At 69.6% G+C, this 17500-nt stretch carries 14 protein-coding genes; 4 read left to right on the forward strand and 10 right to left on the reverse strand.

The annotated features are described in order from the left end of the window. Nucleotides 1-28 precede the first annotated feature (28 nt). Nucleotides 29-1009, reverse strand: a complete 981-nt coding sequence (locus M9945_RS00900; protein WP_367929984.1) for a TRAP transporter substrate-binding protein — start codon at nt 1007-1009, stop codon at nt 29-31. Nucleotides 1010-1217: 208 nt separating this feature from the next. Between M9945_RS00900 and M9945_RS00905 the strand changes: the two genes are divergently transcribed. Further along, the gene (locus tag M9945_RS00905; protein WP_367944736.1) at nt 1218-4856 is read left to right on the forward strand and encodes a hydantoinase B/oxoprolinase family protein; all 3639 of its coding nucleotides are present in this window, start codon (nt 1218-1220) and stop codon (nt 4854-4856) included. 62 nt (nt 4857-4918) lie between these two features. On the opposite strand, the gene M9945_RS00910 is transcribed toward M9945_RS00905, so the two are convergent. Both M9945_RS00910 and M9945_RS00915 read right to left on the reverse strand, forming a co-directional pair. Further along, nucleotides 4919-6157, reverse strand: a complete 1239-nt coding sequence (locus M9945_RS00910) for an aminopeptidase (RefSeq protein ID WP_367943048.1) — start codon at nt 6155-6157, stop codon at nt 4919-4921. Nucleotides 6158-6245: 88 nt separating this feature from the next. Next, nucleotides 6246-6791, reverse strand: coding sequence for a TetR/AcrR family transcriptional regulator (locus M9945_RS00915; RefSeq protein ID WP_367930821.1), 546 nt, complete (start codon nt 6789-6791; stop codon nt 6246-6248). 159 nt (nt 6792-6950) lie between these two features. On the opposite strand from M9945_RS00915, the gene M9945_RS00920 reads away from it, so the two are divergent. Together M9945_RS00920 and M9945_RS00925 are read left to right on the forward strand one after the other, a co-directional pair. Continuing rightward, complete coding sequence (locus M9945_RS00920; RefSeq protein WP_367930820.1) at nt 6951-8081, forward strand: efflux RND transporter periplasmic adaptor subunit; 1131 nt, start codon at nt 6951-6953, stop codon at nt 8079-8081. Beyond that, nucleotides 8078-11155, forward strand: a complete 3078-nt coding sequence (locus M9945_RS00925) for an efflux RND transporter permease subunit (protein ID WP_367930819.1) — start codon at nt 8078-8080, stop codon at nt 11153-11155. Before M9945_RS00920 ends, M9945_RS00925 begins: the two co-directional genes overlap by 4 nt. Before the next feature lie 74 nt (nt 11156-11229). Here the strand turns inward: M9945_RS00925 and M9945_RS00930 are convergent, their stop codons facing one another. From M9945_RS00930 to M9945_RS00940, 3 genes are all read right to left on the reverse strand, one after another. Beyond that, complete coding sequence (locus M9945_RS00930; protein WP_367943049.1) at nt 11230-11688, reverse strand: pseudoazurin; 459 nt, start codon at nt 11686-11688, stop codon at nt 11230-11232. Between the two features lie 82 nt (nt 11689-11770). Next, on the reverse strand, nt 11771-13030 hold the full coding sequence (gene glp / locus M9945_RS00935) for a gephyrin-like molybdotransferase Glp (RefSeq protein ID WP_367943050.1): 1260 nt from the start codon (nt 13028-13030) through the stop codon (nt 11771-11773). Continuing rightward, on the reverse strand, nt 13030-13581 hold the full coding sequence (locus M9945_RS00940; RefSeq protein ID WP_367943051.1) for a DUF2478 domain-containing protein: 552 nt from the start codon (nt 13579-13581) through the stop codon (nt 13030-13032). Before M9945_RS00940 ends, glp begins: the two co-directional genes overlap by 1 nt. A 170-nt stretch (nt 13582-13751) precedes the next feature. Between M9945_RS00940 and M9945_RS00945 the strand changes: the two genes are divergently transcribed. After that, nucleotides 13752-14450 carry a helix-turn-helix domain-containing protein gene (locus M9945_RS00945; protein ID WP_367943052.1) on the forward strand — a complete coding sequence of 233 codons (699 nt, stop codon included), beginning with the start codon at nt 13752-13754 and terminating at the stop codon, nt 14448-14450. A gap of 41 nt (nt 14451-14491) precedes the next feature. Here the strand turns inward: M9945_RS00945 and M9945_RS00950 are convergent, their stop codons facing one another. From M9945_RS00950 to M9945_RS00965, 4 genes are read right to left on the reverse strand one after another with little or no spacing between them, the layout of a single operon-like run. Next, nucleotides 14492-15022: a chemotaxis protein CheD gene (locus tag M9945_RS00950; protein WP_367930814.1), complete on the reverse strand. Its 531-nt coding sequence runs from the start codon at nt 15020-15022 to the stop codon at nt 14492-14494. Next, nucleotides 15022-16059 carry a chemotaxis response regulator protein-glutamate methylesterase gene (locus M9945_RS00955; protein ID WP_367943053.1) on the reverse strand — a complete coding sequence of 346 codons (1038 nt, stop codon included), beginning with the start codon at nt 16057-16059 and terminating at the stop codon, nt 15022-15024. The genes M9945_RS00950 and M9945_RS00955 overlap by 1 nt, the downstream gene beginning before the upstream one ends. Continuing rightward, nucleotides 16056-16937 (reverse strand): protein-glutamate O-methyltransferase, encoded by an 882-nt coding sequence (locus M9945_RS00960; protein WP_367943054.1) that lies wholly within the window; start codon nt 16935-16937, stop codon nt 16056-16058. The genes M9945_RS00955 and M9945_RS00960 overlap by 4 nt, the downstream gene beginning before the upstream one ends. Then, nucleotides 16934-17404, reverse strand: coding sequence for a chemotaxis protein CheW (locus M9945_RS00965; RefSeq protein ID WP_367943055.1), 471 nt, complete (start codon nt 17402-17404; stop codon nt 16934-16936). The genes M9945_RS00960 and M9945_RS00965 overlap by 4 nt, the downstream gene beginning before the upstream one ends. Nucleotides 17405-17500: the final 96 nt, after the last annotated feature.

Below are 17500 nucleotides of genomic sequence, written 5' to 3' on the forward strand. Positions count from 1 at the left end.
CGGCGCTCCGGCCCGTCCGCGCTGCGCCTTACTGGTTGCGATAGGCCTCGACGGCCGCCTTGCCGGCCTCGGAGGCGCTGGCTTCCCATTCGGCGGTCATGGTCTGGCCGATCTCCTGGAGCTTGGCCGCCAGCGCCTCGGTCGGCTGCGACACCTTCATGCCGCCGGCCTCGAGCTCGGCGATCTTGGCCGAGGTCTCCTCCTTGGACATCTCGAGCCCGCGCGCCTCGGCGGCGGCGGCCGCGTCGAGCAGCGCCTTGCGCTCGTCCTCGCCGAGAGCCTCGAGCGCGGCCGTGTTGACGACGATGATGTTCTTCGGCAGCCAGGCCTGGGTGTCGATGTAATAGGTGACGAAGTCCCACGCCTTGGCGTTGGCGCCGGTCGAGGGCGAGGTGATCATCGCCTCGACGCGCCCGGTGGAGAACGCGGTCGGGATATCGGTCTCCTCGACCTGCGTCGGCGTCGCGCCGAGCAGGGTGGCGAGCCGCTCGGTGGCGACGTTGTAGGCGCGGAACTTCAGGCCCTGCATCTGCGCCGGGTCGGTCACCTCGGTCTTGAGGTAAAGGCTCTGGCCCGGCCACGGCACGGCGTAGAGCACGGTCAGCCCCTCTTCGGCCAGCTTGGCGGAGACCGCCTCGCGCGAGGCCTCCCACAGCTTCTGCGCCTCGTCATAGGAGGAGGCGAGGAAGGGGATGGAATCGAGCGCGAAGATCGGGTCCTCGTTGGCGAGGCGCGACAGGAGGAACTCGCCGATCGGCACCGAGCCGTCGACCACGGCGTCCTTGATCTCGGCATGGCCGAACAGCGAATTGGCCGAATGGACGGTGATCGTCAGGCCGCCGTTGGTCGCCGCCTTCACCTCTTCCGCGAACTGGTGGATGTTCTTGGTGTGGAAGATGCCGTCGCCATAGGGCGTGGGCATGTCCCATGCGGTCTGGGCAAAAGCGGCGGACGCCGCGAGCGTGACGAAAGCGGCGCCGAGCAGGCCTGCGCGCGTGAAATGCTTCATATCCCTGTTTCCCTCTGTCGGTTGCGATGCCGGTTATGATCGGTCTTTTCGCCGCGCCGGACGCGCGGCACTGATCGAAAGTTGACAGCTCACCCACAATTTGTCAACGATTTGTCAGCGAAGGGCGCAAGATCGCCACGCGAGGGGTTCAACCGGGAGAAAACCGATGGCTGAAGGCGTCCGCGAAAGCACGGACCAGCGGGGGATGATGGGCCAAGGGGGCACGGGCCTCTGGGATTTCTGGATCGACCGCGGCGGCACCTTCACCGACGTGATCGGCCGCGACCCGCAAGGCGCGCTCCATCCGCTGAAGCTGCTTTCCGAGAACCCGGAAGCCTATGAGGACGCGGCCATCGAGGGCATCCGCCGGCTGGTCGGCGCGGCCTCGAGCGACCTGCTGCCCGCCGCGCCCATCGGCACGGTGCGCATGGGCACCACCGTCGCCACCAACGCGCTGCTCGAGCGCAAGGGCGAGCGCACGGCGCTCCTCATCACGAGCGGCTTCCGCGACCAGCTCCGCATCGCCTATCAGGCCCGGCCCGACATCTTCGCAAAGGAGATCGTGCTGCCCGAGCAGCTCTACGAGCGGGTCGAGGAGGTCGGCGAGCGGCTTCTCGCCGATGGTTCGGTCGAGACCCCGCTCGACCTCGCCGGCGCGCGCGGCGCTCTGGAAAAGGCGAAGGCGGACGGCATCGACGCCGTCGCCATCGTGCTGATGCATGCGTGGAAGAACCCGGCCCACGAGGCCGAGCTCGCCGCGCTGGCGCGCGAGCTGGGCTTCGGCCAGGTCTCGGCCAGCCACGAGGTCTCGCCGCTGGTCAAGCTGGTCGGGCGCGGCGACACCACCGTCGTCGACGCGTACCTGTCGCCGATCCTCTCCCGCTACGTCTCGCGCGTCGCCCGCATCCTCGGCGCGACGCCGGCCGGCGAGCCCGGCCCGACGCTGCAATTCATGATGTCGTCGGGCGGGCTGACCGCCGCCGACCGCTTCCGCGGCAAGGACGCCATCCTCTCGGGCCCGGCCGGCGGCGTCGTCGGCATGGTGCGCACGGCGGCGCAGGCCGGCTTCTCCCGCGTCATCGGCTTCGACATGGGCGGCACCTCGACCGACGTCGCCCATTCGGCTGGCGAGTACGAGCGCGCCTTCGACACCGAGGTCGCCGGCGTGCGCATCCGCGCGCCGATGATGCGCATCCACACCGTCGCCGCCGGCGGCGGCTCGATCCTCCACGCCGACCCCGGCCGCTTCCGCGTCGGCCCGGATTCGGCCGGCGCCGATCCCGGTCCCGCCTGCTACCGGCGCGGCGGGCCGCTGACCGTCACCGACGCCAACGTCATGCTCGGCAAGCTCAACCCGGACTTCTTCCCGGCGATCTTCGGCCCCGGCCAGGACCAGCCGCTCGACCGCGACACGGTGGCCAAGAAATTTGCGGCGATCGCGAAAACCGTCGGCGAGGGCCGCTCGGCCGAGGAGGTGGCGGAAGGCTTCCTCAAGATCGCCGTCGAGAACATGGCCAACGCCATCAAGAAGATCTCGGTCCAGCGCGGCTACGACGTGACGCGCTACCTGCTCAACTCCTTCGGCGGCGCCGGCGGCCAGCACGCCTGCCTCGTCGCCGACGCGCTCGGCATGGAGCATATCCTGATCCACCCGCTGTCGGGCCTGCTCTCGGCCTACGGGATGGGGCTGGCGACGGTGACGGCGAGCCGCCAGCAGGGCCTCGTCCAGCCGCTCTCCGAGGAAAGCCGCGCCGCCATCGAGAGCCTTCAGGGCGAGCTGTCGGCGGCGGTGCTGGCCGAATTGTCCGAACAGGGGCTGGCTGCCGAGAAGGTCGAGACCCGCGCCAAGCTGCACCTGCGCTATGCCGGCACCGACACCGCGCTCGACATCGCCTTCGACGGCGACCTCACTGCTGCGCGCGCCGCCTTCGAGGCCGTGCACAAGGCGCAGTTCGGCTTCGTCATGCCCGACAAGGCCGTCACCGTCGAGGCGGTCGAGATCGAGGGCTGGGAACGGACCGCCGGGGACGGCGACGACGCGGTGGCCGAGACCGCCGGACGCGACGCGGCCACCGGGACGAAGACCCGCATCTTCTGCGGCGGCGAGTGGCGCGAGGCCGGCGTCTATCGCCGCGAGGGACTGGCGGCGGGGAACCGCGTGCGCGGCCCGGCGCTCATCATCGAGGCCAATCAGACCATCGTCGTCGAGCCGGGCTGGACCGCGCTCCTGACCGGCGCCGACCATGTCGTCCTGTCGCGCCACGAGAAGATGCGGCGCATCCAGGCGGTCGGCACGAGGCAGGCCGACCCGATCCTGCTCGAAGTGTTCAACAACCTGTTCATGAACATCGCCGAGCAGATGGGCGTCGCCCTCCAGAACACGGCGCATTCGGTCAACATCAAGGAGCGGCTCGACTTCTCCTGCGCCGTCTTCGACCGCACCGGCGCGTTGGTCGCCAACGCGCCGCACATGCCGGTGCATCTGGGCTCGATGGACCGCTCGGTCGAGACGGTCATCCGCCTCAACGAGGGCGCCATCGCCCCCGGCGACGTCTTCGCCCTCAACGCGCCCTACAATGGCGGCACCCATCTGCCCGACATCACCGTGGTCAGCCCGGTGTTCGACGATGCCGGGAAAGAGATCCTGTTCTGGGTGGCGAGCCGTGGCCACCACGCCGATGTCGGCGGCACCGCGCCCGGCTCGATGACGCCGCTCGCCACCACGGTCGACGAGGAAGGCGTGCTGTTCGACAATTTCCGCCTCGTCGAGCGCGGCAGCTTCCGCGAGAAGGAACTGCATCATCTCCTGACCGACCACCCCTACCCGGCGCGCAACCCGGCGCAGAACATCGCCGACATCAAGGCGCAGATCGCCGCCAACGAGCGCGGCGCGGCCGAGCTGCGCCGCATGGTCGAGGAGTTCGGGCTCGACGTGGTCGAGGCCTATATGGGCCACGTCCAGGACAACGCCGCCGAGGAGGTCGCGCGCCTGATCGGCCGGCTCGACGACTGCGAGTACGAGTATCCGACCGATACCGGGCAGGTCATCAGGGTCAGGATCACGGTCGACCGCGCCGCCCGCACCGCGACCGTCGACTTCACCGGCACCTCGGAGGCGCTGCCCAACAACTTCAACGCGCCCGAGCCGGTGGCGCGCGCGGCCGTGCTCTACTGCTTCCGCGTCATGGTCGAATCGCCGATCCCGATGAATGCCGGATGCCTGAGGCCGATCCGCATCGTCATCCCCGAGGGCTCGATGCTCAAGCCCGCCTATCCGCGCGCGGTGGTGGCCGGCAATGTCGAGACCTCGCAGCACGTCACCAACGCCATCTTCGGCGCGCTGGGGGCCATCGCCAACTCGCAAGGCACGATGAACAACCTGACCTTCGGCAATGACGAGTACCAGTATTACGAGACGATCTGCTCGGGCTCGCCGGCCGGGCGCATGAACGACGGCAGGGGCTTTTCCGGCACCTCCGGCGTCCATGTCCACATGACGAATTCGCGCCTGACCGACCCGGAAATCCTCGAAATGCGCTTTCCGGTCGTGGTCGAGAATTTCGGCCTGCGCGAGGGCTCGGGCGGCGAGGGCGCTTATCGCGCCGGCGACGGCACGACGCGCACGATCCGCTTCACGAAGAAGATGGATTGCGCGATCCTCTCCTCGCACCGCAGGGTCTACCCGCGCGGCATCGCGGGCGGCGGCGACGGCGAGCTCGGCCGCACCGAGGTCCGCCGCCTCGACGGCAGCATCGAGGTGCTGAAGGGCTGCGACCAGACAATGCTGGAAGCCGGCGAGGCGGTGACGGTGATCACCCCGACGGCAGGGGGCTACGGGAAGGCGTGAAGGCCGGCATGAAAAAGGGGGGCGAAAAGCCCCCTTTTCTCATTCGCCCGCGACGCGGTCGCTCAAGCCCACTCGCCCTTGCGGAACACCGGCACCAGCCCGCCGTCGGGCGTAATGCCGTCGATGTCGACCTTGTCGGAGCCGATCATCCAGTCGATGTGGATCAGGCTCGTATTGCCGCCCTGCGCCGCGATCTGATCCGGCGTGAGCTTGTCGCCGCCGACGAAGCACTTGGCATAGCACTGGCCGAGCGCGATGTGGCACGAGGCGTTCTCGTCGAACAGCGTGTTGTAGAACAGGATGCCGCTCTTCGAGATCGGCGACGAATGCGGCACCAGCGCCACCTCGCCGAGCCGCCGCGCGCCCTCGTCGGTGTCGAGCACCTTGTTCAGCACCGCCTCGCCGCGCGCCGCCTTGGCCTCGACGATGCGCCCGCTCTCGAAGCGCACGGAAATGTCGTCGATCAGCGTGCCCTGGTAGGACAGCGGCTTGGTGCTCGACACATGGCCCTCGACGCGCAGCGCGTGCGGCGTGGTGAACACCTCCTCGGTCGGGATGTTGGCGTTGCAGACGATGCCGTTCCTGGCCGTCGAGGCGCCGCCCTGCCATTCGTGGCCGTCCGCGAGACCCACGGTCAGGTCCGTGCCCGGCCCGGTGAAGCGCAGCGCCGAGAACCGCTCGCCGTTCAGCCAGTCGCGGCGCACCGCGAGCGCCTTGTTGTGCGCGGCCCATGCCGCGACCGGGTCGTCGCCGTCGACGCGCGAGGCGGAAAAGATGGCGTCGGCCAGCTTTCGAACCGCCGTCGCCTCGTCGTCGCCCGCAAACACCAGCTTCGCCCACGCGCTGCCGGGAAAGGCGACGATGTTCCAGTTGATGTCGAAGCCGGCGATCTTCTCCAGCGCCGGCTTGTAGGTCATGGAATTGACCTTGTTGGCGCGCGCCACCTTTTCCGGGTCCTCGCCTGAGAGCAGCATCGGGTTGTCGCCGACGATGGCGAGCCGCGCCGTATTCTGCGAGAACGCCTTGGCCATGCCCTCGTAGAGCCAGCCGGCCGCGCGGTCGAACGAGGCGTCCGGCGCGTTGCGATAGCGGGCGAGCGCGATCTCCTCGTCGGCGAGGAACGGCGTCACCAGCCCGGCGCCCGCCTTGTAGGCGTGGGCCGCGATCAGCCTGACCAGCGGCAGCGCCGCCGTCGGCGCGGTCAGCAGGAGGTCCTGCCCCGGCTGGAGGTTGAGGCCGACCCTGACGGCGACCTCGGCCAGACGGTCGAGCTTTGCCGGGTCGATGGCTGGACTGGTCATGATCTCTTTCCCATGAAGCGTGGTGTTCGGCCCTGATTGCGCCATCGCGGCCATGACGGCAAGCGGAGAATCCTCGGGCGAAGAATCCTTACGCGCCGGCGACGATGGCCTTGAGCTTGTCGACCGCCTCGGTGAATTCCTCGTCGCTCATCACGTCGAGGCCGAGCAGGTTCATGCCGCGCATGCCCTGGATGGAGAGATAGACGACCAGCGCCATCGCCGGGTCGCTCGCCGTCTGGCGCATCCGGTCGAGCAGCGCCCGGTTGTGGCGGCGCACCGGCGCGAGGAAGTCGGGGTCCTGCGACAGCGCCGCGAGCAGGCCGGAGGGCGGCGGGCGGCGGCAGTCGTGATCCTCGACGAAGAGTTCGAGATAGGCTTCGAGCATGGCGTCGGCGCGGCCGGCCTTCGTCTCCTGGCGGCGCGCCAGCTCCTCGTCGAACGAGGCGACGAAGGTCTCGACCACCGCCTTGAGCAGCGCCGTCTTCGACGGGAAATGATAGAGAAGGCCGCCCTTCGACACGCCGGCCCGCGCCGCGACCGCGTCGAGCGACAGGTTGCCGGGGCCGGACTCGCGCGAGATCTCGGCCGCGGCCTCCAGAATCTTCTGCCTTGTCTTGGAGCGGCGCCCGGACATGGGTATTTGCATTTTTCCTTGACTAAACCGTCCAGACGGTACACTAAGCGCATCACGCCTTGCAAGCCCCCCTGGCATGCTTCATATAGCCGCCCCAGCCAGAGGGACACCGCAAGGCCGCTTCCGTCTTTCTGGAAGAATCAGCGAGCGCCCCTGACCATGATCAAACGTTTCCTCATCGCCATCGTGCTTCTTGGCCTGATCGCCGGCGGTCTCGTCGGCTTCAACATGTTCCGCGACAAGGCCATCCAGGACTTCTTCGCCAACATGCCGGCGCAGGCCGTCACCGTCTCCACCGTCACCGTGGAGCCGGCGAGCTGGACGCCCGTCATCGACGCCATCGGCACGGTCAGCGCCAGCCGCGGCGTCGATCTCACCGTCGAGACGACCGGCATCGTCAAGGAGCTGAACATCGCCACCAACCAGCGCGTCGAGGAAGGCGAGGTGCTCGTGCGGCTCGACGACGCCGTCCAGCAGGCCGATCTCACCGCGACGCGCGCGCAGGCCGCGCTCGACAAGCAGGCGCTGGAGCGCGCGCTGGAGCTGCGCGAGCGCGGCGTCGGCTCGGCCGTCACGCTCCAGGCCGCGGAAGCGGCCGCCGCCGCCTCGGCCGCGCAAGTCGAGAAGCTCGAGGCCGTGCTGCAGCAGAAGCAGCTGCGCGCGCCGTTCCCCGGCAAGCTCGGCATTCCGCGCGTCGACGAAGGCCAGTACCTGACGCCCGGCGTCGCCGTGGTCACGCTCCAGGACATCGACACGATGCGCGCCGACTTCACCGTGCCGGAGCAGCGCCTGTCGCAGCTCAGCGTCGGCCAGAAGGTGCGGCTTACCGCCGATGGCGACGACACCGCCTTCGCCGGCGAGATCACCGGCATCGACCCCAAGGTCGATCCCTCGAGCCGGCTCGTCTCGGTGCGCGCGGCCATCGACAATCCGGAAGGCAGGCTCACCCCCGGCCAGTTCGTGCGCATCAATGTCGAGATGCCGCAGGAGAACGACGTCATCGCCCTGCCGCAGACCGCGCTCGTCACCAGCCTCTACGGCGACTACGTCTATGCCGCGCGCCCGAAGGAGGGCGAGGGTGAAGGCGACGACAAGACGCTCGAGGCCCGCCAGGTCTTCGTCGGCGTCGGCCGCCGTTCCGGCCGCAACGTCGAGATCGTGTCCGGCCTCTCCGCCGGCGACGTCGTCGTCACCGCCGGCCAGAACCGCCTGTCGAACGGCACGCCGCTCACCATCGACAACACGCTCGATCCGGCGACCGGGCTGAAGAGAGAGGCGGCCGCGCAATGAACTTCTCCGCCATCTTCATCCGCCGGCCGGTCCTGTCGACCGTGCTCGGCTTCCTGATCCTGCTGCTCGGCTTCCAGGGCCTGTTCAACCTTCAGGTGCGCCAGTACCCGGAGGTCGAGGAGACGGTCATCACCGTCACCACCGTCTATCCCGGCGCCAGCGCCGACTTGATCCAGGGCTTCATCACCGCGCCCATCGCCGCCGCCGTCTCGACCACCGAGAACGTCGACTACGTCTCGTCGCAGAGCCGGCCTTCCGCCAGCGTGGTCACGGTGCAGATGCGGCTCGGCTCCGATCCCGACGCGGCGCTGACCGAGGTGATGTCCAAGGTGCAGCAGGTGCGCAGCCAGCTGCCCGCCGACGCCGAGGACCCGACCATCGTCAAGGGCACGGGCATGCAGTTCGCCACCATGTACCTGGCGCTGCAGAACCCGAACATGACCGCCGAGCAGGTGACGGAGTATATCGAGCGCGTCATCCGCCCGCGCATGTCGACCATTCCCGGCGTCGCCCAGGTCGAGATCATGGGCGCGGCCAACTATTCGATGCGGGTGTGGGTCGATCCGATCCGCCTCGCCGCGCGCGGCATGACCGCCTCGGAGGTGCTGGCGGCGATCAACTCGTCCAACTTCCTCGCCGCCCCCGGCAAGACGCGCAACGAGTACGTCACCTATCCGGTGACGATGGAATCGACCCTCCAGACGCCGGAAGCCTTCGGCGCGCTGCCGCTCAAGGCCTCCGGCGACGACGTCGTGCGCCTGCGCGACGTCGCCGAGGTCGAGCTCGCCGCCGAGAACGCCGACATGGTCGTGACCTTCAACGGCCAGCCGGGCACCTTCATCGGCGTCTTCCCGACGCCCTCGGCCAACCCGCTCGACACCGCCTCGGCGGTTCTGGAGGAGCTGCCGGCGATCCAGAACAGCCTGCCGGACGGCATGACGATTACGCTGATGTACGACGCGACCGAGTCGATCAGCGCCTCGATCACCGAGGTCTTCAAGACCATCGCCGAGGCCGTCGCCATCGTCGTGGTCATCATCCTCCTGTTCCTCGGCTCGTTCCGCTCGGTGCTGATGCCGATCGTCACCATCCCGCTGTCGCTGATCGGCGTCTGCTTCATCCTGTTCGTGCTCGGCTACTCGATCAACCTCCTGTCGCTGCTGGCCATGGTGCTGGCCATCGGCCTCGTGGTCGACGACGCCATCGTCGTGGTCGAGAACATCCACCGCCACATCGAGGAGGGCCTGCCGCCCAAGCAGGCCGCCTTCGTCGGCATGAAGGAAATCACCGGCCCGGTGGTGGCGATGACCATCACCCTCGCCGCCGTGTTCGCGCCGCTCGCCTTCACCGGCGGCCTGACCGGCGCGCTGTTCCGCGAGTTCGCCATGACGCTCGCCGGCGCGGTGGTCATCTCCGGCATCGTCGCGCTGACCATCACGCCGATGATGTCGGCGCGGCTGCTCAAGCGCGGCGGCCACAGCCGCTTTCAGCAGGCGGTCGACAACACCTTCGACCGGGTCTCGAACCGCTACGAGCGCCTCGTCGCCGGCTCGCTGAAATACCGGCCGGTGACGCTGATGATCGTCCTCGTTCTGGTGGCGCTGACCGGGTACCTGTTCATGAAGACCTCGAGCGAGCTCGCCCCCGAGGAAGACGAGGGCGCGCTGTTCGCGCTGATCACCGCGCCGTCCTACGCCACGACCGACTACACCAACGCCTATGCCGAGCAGATGCGCGCCCTGACGAAGGACCTTCCCGAGCTCGACGCCAATTTCTCGGTCATCGGCTTCGGCGGCCAGACCAATTCCGGCTTCATGCTGTGGGCGTTCAAGGACTGGGCGCAGCGCGACCGCTCGCAGAAGGAGATCCAGCAGGATATCCAGGCCCGGCTCGCGCCGATCGCCGGCGTCGAGGCGCTGGTGTTCGCGCCGCCCTCGCTGCCCGGCACCGGCGGCGGCCTGCCGATCTCGATGGTCATCCAGTCGACCGGCGATTCCAGCCGCGTCTTCGAGGTCGCCGAGGAGATCCGCCTCAAGGCGCAGGAAACCGGCCGCTTCATCGTCGTGCAGAACTCGCTCGCCTACAACGCACAGCAGGTCGTCATCACCATCGACCGCGACCGCGCGGCGGCGCTCAACCTGCCGGTGCGCGACATCGGCATGACGCTGAGCCTCCTGGTCGGCGGCGGCGCGGTCGCCCAGTTCGACCGCGATTCCAACAGCTACGACATCATCATGCAGGTGCCGCAGGAATATCGCGACAACCCCGAGCGGCTGGGCGACTTCTTCGTGCGCTCGGCCACCGGCCAGATGGTGCCGCTATCCGCGGTCATCAGCGTCACGACGGGCGTCGCGGCCACCGCCATCGAGCAGTTCAGCCAGCTGAACTCGGCGACGATCGCCGCCTTGCCGATGCCGGGCGTGACCACCGGCGACGGGCTGGCCACCATCGAGGAGATCGCGCGGCCGCTGCTGCCCGACGGCTTCTTCATCGACTATTCCGGCCAGTCGCGGCTGGAGGTCGAGCAGGGCAACACGATCATGATCGCCTTCGGGCTCGCGGTGATCGTCATCTACCTGGTGCTCGCCGCCCAGTTCGAGAGCTTCCGCGATCCGCTCATCATCATGATGTCGGTGCCGCTGTCGATCTTCGGCGCCATCGTGCCGCTCAATCTCGGCCTCGGCACGCTGAACATCTACACCCAGGTCGGCCTCATCACCCTGATCGGCCTGATAACCAAGCACGGCATCCTGCTCGTCGAGTTCGCCAACCAGCAGCGCGAGATACACGGGCTCGACCGCTTCGAGGCCATCGTCGCCTCGGCCAAGGTCCGGCTCAGGCCGATCCTGATGACCACGGCGGCGATGTCGCTCGGCGTCGTGCCGCTGATCATCGCCTCCGGCGCCGGCGCGGCCGCGCGCTATTCGATGGGCCTCGTCATCTTCACCGGCGTCATCATCGGCACGATGTTCACCCTGTTCGTGGTGCCGATGTTCTACACCTTCATCGCCCGCAAGGAGATCGCGCACGACGAGGACGACATTCCGCAGGCGGAACCGACGACGGCGCACTGACCCGCCGTCAGGCGAGCCCCCGCGGGATGGACAGGGGCCGGCCCTCGCGCCGGCCCTTGGCTTTGCGGAATGCCCTATTCCTGCGGAATGGAGGCGAGGATCCCGGCGAACGCCGCCCTCGCCTTCTGCGGATGCGGCCCGGCGACCGCCCGCTCCAGCGCCGCGCGCTCCGGCATCTCGCCGACGACGACCAGCGCCACCATGCCGACCGCGTAGTGCGACTTGCACATCAGCGGATAGACGCCTTCCTCGGTCAGCGTCACCGTAAAGTCCTCGCCGATCCCGCCCTTGAAGGGTTCGGCGCCCGCCGGGACCATCGCCCGGATCGTTTCGGCCCCGATTGTCTGGGCATTGTGGTAGCCGTCGACGGGGACGAAGCGGATCGTGTCGCCCGGCGCGGCATGGACGAAGGCGGGCTCGAACGCCATCCGCGCCTCCGGCCCTTCGCCGAGCATGCGGATTTCATGCTCGGCCGCATGGCCCGCGCCGGCAACCAGCAAGCTCGCCACCGCAATCGCCATCCTTCCCGTCATGCCGGCTCCTCCTGTCTCGGTGCCAGCCCCAGCATGCCCGCTTCGCCCGCCAAGACAAGGCGGCGTCGTGTCGCCCCGTCGCTCAGAATGGCAGGAAGCGTAGAAGATCGCCCTCGGCGATCCGCTCGGCCTCGGCCGGGATGACCGCGAGCCCGTCGGCGGCGCAGAGCAGCGCCACCCGGCCGGAGAAGGACGGCTTCAGGAGGTCGATCCGCGGCTCTCCGCCCGCCGGCGCGGTCAGGGAAACGCCGCGGGCGAGCCGCGCCGGCCGGAACTCGATGCGGCCGGGCCGGCGCGTCTCGCCCGCCGCCGCCCGCGCCATGGTGACGAGCGGCTCGTGCCGGGTAATGCCCCCGCAGGCCGCGGCAACGCGCGCGCCGATCAGCCGCCACGTCACGAAGGCCGAGACCGGATTGCCCGGCAGCCCGAAATAGACCGCCCCGCCCAGCCGGCCGACGGTCAGCGGCTTGCCCGGCTTCATCGCCACCTTCATCACATGCGCCTCGCCGCCCGCCTCGGCGAGAAGGCGCGGCATGTGGTCCTCCTCGCCGACCGAGACGCCGCCGGTCGTGACGACGAGGTCGGCAATCGCGGCGGCGCGTTCGAGCGCGGCGCGAAGCGCCTCCGGCTCGTCAGGCACCGCGCCGAGGTCGATCGGCTCGATCCACGGCAGCGCCAGCGCCGCGCCGAGCTGGAAGCGGTTGGAGTTCCATATCTGGCCGGGACCGAGCGCTTCGCCGGGCTGGCGCAGTTCCGACCCCGTAGAGAAGAAGGCGATACGCAGCCGGCGGCGCACCGCGACGCTCGCCGCGCCGACGGCCGCCAGCGCCCCGGCCTCGCGCGCCCCGATCGTCACGCCGCCGTCGAGGATGGCGCTGCCCTGCGCAAGGTCCTCGCCGGCGCGGCGGATGTTCTCGCCGGGGCGCGGCCGCCGCCTTATGACGACGCAAGCCCCCTCGGCGGCCGTCTCCTCCTGCATGACGACGGCGTCGGCCCCGTCCGGCACTGGCGCGCCGGTGAGGATGCGCGCCGCGCTCCCTTGAGGCAGCGCCCCGCCGGAGGCGTCGCCGGCGGCGATGCGCTGTGCCAGCGACAGCCGCCACGGCCCCTCGCCGATGAGGTCGGCGCGGCGCACGGCATAGCCGTCCATCGCCGAATTGTCGAAGGGCGGCAGCGGAACCGGGGTGAAGACCGGGCCGGCCAGCACCCGGCCGACCGCGTCGCCGAGCGCCAGCGTCTCGGTCCCGTCCACCGGCCGGGCAAGCCGCAACGCCCGCGTCACCGCCTCGTCGAAGACGAGCAGCGTCCCGTCCTTCGCCGGCGCGTCGCAGGCGTCGTCCATCAGACCGTCTCTCTCAGGGCGGCCGGAACCGGGTCGGCAAGCGCCGCGCCGGTCCATGCGTCGATCTCCCCCCGCGCCGGGGAAAGCGTCGTGCCGAGCTCGCCGGCGAACGCCTCCCATGCCGGCAGCCATGTGTCGTGCACGGCGGTCAGCACCGGCACGCCGTCGAGCATCGCCTGGCCGATGGCGGCGCGCAGGCCGTGTCCCTCGGCCTCGCCCTTGCCGAAGCGGTTGAGGATCAGGATGTCGGCCCCGTGCGCCAGCGCGGCCTCGAGCAGCCCGCACAGCCCGGCCAGCGCCTGCGGGTCGAGCCGGCAGCCCTTCGCGCCACTGCCGAGCGCCTGCGAGATGACGTGACGCTCGCCCGTGACGATGTCTTCCAGCCAGGTGGTGGCGCAGCAATCCTCGTCGGCCGCCGTCTCGCGCTGGACATAGCCGGCGACGCGCGCACCCCGCGCCTGAAGATCGCGGGCCACCGCTTCCAGCAGAGGGTCGATCGCGTCGTCGCGGCGGTAGCGGACGGCGGCGAGAAGCGGGAAGGGAGATGTCATGCCGGTATCCTCATTCTGGTCTCGGCACGATAGGCGTTCGCGGCCGGCTTTTCACCTGCGAAACATCGTCCCGCCCGAACGGCCGCCGCATCCCTGCTTGATATGGATCAAGGGAGCCGCGCCCGAAACGGGAAACAAGGAACGTCTCGACAGGCATCGGCAGGGGACGCATGGAATCGACCGATCTGCCGCAGGCAAGGGCGCTGCCGCTCTTCGCGACCATGGCTGAAGCGAGTTTCGGCCGGCTCATGCGCGCGGCCCGCGTCGAGGTGCTTCCCGCCCAGACCGGGCTGATCCGCGAAGGCGAGCCGGCGGACTTCCTCCATGTCGTCGTCGAGGGCCGCGTCGAGCTCTATGCGCGCTGGAACGGCCGCGAGACGGTGCTGGAGATGGTGCGTCCGCGCCGCGCCTTCATCCTCGCCGCGGTGCTGAAGGACGGGGTGTACCTCAAGAGCGGGCGCACGAGCCAGCGCTCCCGGCTGCTGCTGATCCCCGCCGGGGACGTCAGGGAGGCGTGCAGCGAGGACGGCGCCTTCGCCCGCGCCGTTCTCGACGAGCTGGCGGGATGCTATCGCGAGCTCGTCAAGCAGCAGAAGGATCTGAAGCTGCGCACGGCGGTCGAGCGGCTCGCCAACAGCCTGCTCGCCTTCGACGGCGAGCAGAACGGCGGCGGCTCGATCGAGCTGCCCTGCGACAAGCGCACGCTGGCCTCGCTGCTCGGCATGACGCCGGAGAACCTGTCGCGCGCCTTCGCCACGCTGAAGCCCTACGGCGTCGAGGTCGACGGCGCGCGCATCCGGCTCACCGACATGGCCGCGCTCGAGCGGCTGGCCAAGCCGACGCCGCTGATCGACGACGCCACGCTCTGAGTTCTGGATAACAGGGATCGTTTCGGAGCCGTTTCGAAAATTCAGAACAGCTCGACCGCCCCGGCCTCGGCCGGCGGCGCGGCGGGACGGATGCGCTTCTCCACGTCGAAGACCTGCGCGCTCTCGCGCTCCATCAGCGATTGGCGCGCCCGGCCCGAGACCGGCCAGAACTGGATCTTGCGGCCATGCTCGCCGCGCAGGCTGCCGCCGACATGGGCGATGCCCTCCGCCGCGAGGAAGCGCAGCGCGAAGTCGGCGTTCTGGCTGCCGATGTCGGTCAGGCCGTCGATCAGCCGCGCGCCGCCGAACAGCTTGGCTTCCAGCCGCTCGCGCCGCGCCCCGCTCGACAGCAGCGCGTTGACCAGGAGCTCCATCGCATGGACGCCGTAGCGCTGCGCCGCGCGGTCCACGCCCGGCGAATGGCCGCCGGGCAGGAGGAAATGGTTCATGCCGCCGACGCCGGCGACCGGATCGCGGATGCAGGCGGCGACGCAACTGCCGAGGAGGGTGGTCAGGACCGCGTCGGGATTGTCGGTGATGAAGTGCTCGCCCTGAACGACATGCACCCGCATCACACGGCCTCGCGCGCGAGGTTGCAGCGGTTGACGATCTCCGCGCCGATGCGCTCCAGCGGCAGCTGCCGCTCGACCGCGCCGATCTCGTGCGCGACCTTGGGCATGCCGTAGACCACCGAGGTCGCCTCGTTCTGGCCGATGGTCGAAGCCCCAGCCTTGCGCATCGACAAGAGCCCTTGCGCCCCGTCGCGGCCCATGCCGGTGAGGATGACGCCGACCGCGGCGTTGCCGGCGCATTTCGCCACCGATTCGAACAGCACGTCGACCGAGGGGCGGTGGCCGTTGACCGGCGGCTCCGCGACCAGCCGGCAGCGCTTCTGCGCATGGCCGACGACCTGGAGATGCGCTTCGCCGCCCGGCGCCAGCCACACCTGCCCCGGCTCCAGCGGCGCGCCCTCATAGGCTTCGCCGACCTGCGCGGCGCAGGTCCGGTTCAGCCGCTCGGCGAAGCTGCGGGTGAAGGTGCCCGGCATGTGCTGGGTGATGACGGTCGGCGGGCAGTTGGCGGGAAAGGCCGACAAGACCGTCAGCAGCGCCTCGACGCCGCCGGTCGAGGAGCCGATGGCGACGATGCGTCCGTCGGGCCGGAAATCGCCGGCCGCGGCATGGGCGGGCGCGCGGTCGGAGCCGGGCCGCACCCGCGCCCGGCCGGCGGCCTTGACCCGCGCCGCGAGCTCGGCGAAGGCCTGCTCGGCCGGCAGGCCGGCGCCCGGCTTGCCGACGCAGTCGACCGCGCCGAGCTCCAGCGCGGCGAGGCTGACCTCGGCGCCGACATGCGTCAGCGTCGAGACCATCACCACCGGCATCGGCCGAAGGCGCATGATCTTCTCGAGGAAGGCCAGCCCGTTCATGTTCGGCATCTCGACGTCGAGCGTCACCACGTCGGGGTTGAGCCGCTTGATGGCGTCGCGCGCCTCCAGCGGGTCGCCGGCCTGGCCGACGACCGTAATCTCCGGGTCGCGGCGCAGCACGGCGGTGATCAGCCCGCGCATGGTCGCGCTGTCGTCGACGACCAGCACCTTGACCGTGCTCATCGCGCGCCCTTCAGGCGGTAGGTGGTGAGCCCGTCGGTCTCGAACCTGTCCATGTCGGTCACGCGCTCGGAATGGCCGACATAGAGCCGCCCGCCCGGATTGAGCAGCGGCGCGAAGCGCGACCAGATGCGCGCCTGCGTCGGCTCGTCGAAATAGATGACGACGTTGCGGCAGAAGATGGCGTCGAACCGGCCCTTCATCGGCCAGTTGCCCATCAGGTTCAGCTCGCGGAAGGCGACCAGCCTGCGCATGTCTTCGCCCGCGCCCCACGCCTCGCGACCGCCATCGCGCACCCGCACCATCCAGCGGTCGCGCAGGGCGGCCGGCACCGGCTGCACCGCCTCGTTGGAGTAGACGGCGGCGCGGCCCGTGGCCACCACGTTGGGGTCGATGTCGCTGGCGAGGATGCGCACGTCGAGGCTCGCCGCCTCGGGCAGCATCTCCAGCATCGTCAGGGCGATCGAATAGGGCTCCTGGCCCGTCGAGCAGCCGGCCGACCAGATGCGCACCCGGCCGCGCGCCCGCGCCCGCGCCACGAGCTCGGGCAGCACCTTCGTCTTCAGGTGCTCGAAATGGTGCGGCTCGCGGAAGAAGCGGGTGACGTTGGTGGTCAGCGCCGCCAGCATGTTCTGCCGCTCGCCGAGCCCCTCGGCGCCCGCCACCAGCCGGCAATAGTCCTGGAAGCTCTCGATGCCGAGGACGCGCAGCCGCTTGGCCAGCCGCGAATAGACCAGCGAGGCCTTGCTCTCGGTCAGCGCGATACCCGCATCCTCGTAGAGCATGCGCGCGATCGACGTGAAATCCTCGGTGGTGAAGAGAAACTCTCCATCGACGAGCGGCTGTCCGCGCCCGTCTCTGGAGCGGGCCGCAGTCGTCATGCCGCCTCCGCTTCCTGCTCGGGCAGGATGCGTTCGAGGCCGATCATGCCGATCATCCGGCCTTCGACGGCGAGGATGCCGCGCACGAAGGAGCGCACCGCGTCGCTCGCCACGTTCGGCGTCGGCTGCACCATGTCGTCGGTGACGGAGAGGATGTCGCAGACCGCGTCGACCAAGAGCCCGACCTCCTGCGCGCCGGTACGCACGACGATGATGACGTGGCGCGCTTCCGGCGTCGTCAGCCCGAAGCCGAGCCGCGCCGACAGGTCGATGATCGGCAGCACCGAGCCGCGCAGATTGATGACGCCGCGCATGAATTTCTGGGCGTGGGGCAGCGGCGTCGCCGGCGTCCAGCCGCGGATTTCGCGCACGGCCATGATGTCGACGCAGAATTCCTGCTGCCCGATCATGAAGGCGATCAGCTCGCGCCTGCGATCCGAAGCCCGCCTGTTATGCTCCTCGCTCATGTCCCGTTTCCCCAGCCCGTTCCCCAAAGCCTCGCGGGTCGCGGCAGCCGCCTGCGATCCCGCCAATTTCCGCGCCCCACACTGGGCTGGGCGCGG

Source organism: Aquamicrobium sp. (assembly GCF_023954335.1).
GTDB lineage: Bacteria > Pseudomonadota > Alphaproteobacteria > Rhizobiales > Rhizobiaceae > Aerobium.

What these genes read in the sequence shown, in the direction of transcription:
- M9945_RS00910 (WP_367943048.1), bottom strand. Translation starts at nt 6,157, where the DNA reads ATGACCAGTCCAGCCATCGACCCGGCAAAGCTCGACCGTCTGGCCGAG.
- M9945_RS00950 (WP_367930814.1), bottom strand. Translation starts at nt 15,022, where the DNA reads ATGCGGGTGCATGTCGTTCAGGGCGAGCACTTCATCACCGACAATCCC.
- M9945_RS00905 (WP_367944736.1), top strand. Translation starts at nt 1,218, where the DNA reads ATGGGCCAAGGGGGCACGGGCCTCTGGGATTTCTGGATCGACCGCGGC.
- M9945_RS00945 (WP_367943052.1), top strand. Translation starts at nt 13,752, where the DNA reads ATGGAATCGACCGATCTGCCGCAGGCAAGGGCGCTGCCGCTCTTCGCG.
- M9945_RS00965 (WP_367943055.1), bottom strand. Translation starts at nt 17,404, where the DNA reads ATGAGCGAGGAGCATAACAGGCGGGCTTCGGATCGCAGGCGCGAGCTG.
- M9945_RS00955 (WP_367943053.1), bottom strand. Translation starts at nt 16,059, where the DNA reads ATGAGCACGGTCAAGGTGCTGGTCGTCGACGACAGCGCGACCATGCGC.
- glp (WP_367943050.1), bottom strand. Translation starts at nt 13,030, where the DNA reads ATGGACGACGCCTGCGACGCGCCGGCGAAGGACGGGACGCTGCTCGTC.
- M9945_RS00940 (WP_367943051.1), bottom strand. Translation starts at nt 13,581, where the DNA reads ATGACATCTCCCTTCCCGCTTCTCGCCGCCGTCCGCTACCGCCGCGAC.
- M9945_RS00915 (WP_367930821.1), bottom strand. Translation starts at nt 6,791, where the DNA reads ATGTCCGGGCGCCGCTCCAAGACAAGGCAGAAGATTCTGGAGGCCGCG.
- M9945_RS00900 (WP_367929984.1), bottom strand. Translation starts at nt 1,009, where the DNA reads ATGAAGCATTTCACGCGCGCAGGCCTGCTCGGCGCCGCTTTCGTCACG.
- M9945_RS00930 (WP_367943049.1), bottom strand. Translation starts at nt 11,688, where the DNA reads ATGACGGGAAGGATGGCGATTGCGGTGGCGAGCTTGCTGGTTGCCGGC.
- M9945_RS00960 (WP_367943054.1), bottom strand. Translation starts at nt 16,937, where the DNA reads ATGACGACTGCGGCCCGCTCCAGAGACGGGCGCGGACAGCCGCTCGTC.
- M9945_RS00925 (WP_367930819.1), top strand. Translation starts at nt 8,078, where the DNA reads ATGAACTTCTCCGCCATCTTCATCCGCCGGCCGGTCCTGTCGACCGTG.
- M9945_RS00920 (WP_367930820.1), top strand. Translation starts at nt 6,951, where the DNA reads ATGATCAAACGTTTCCTCATCGCCATCGTGCTTCTTGGCCTGATCGCC.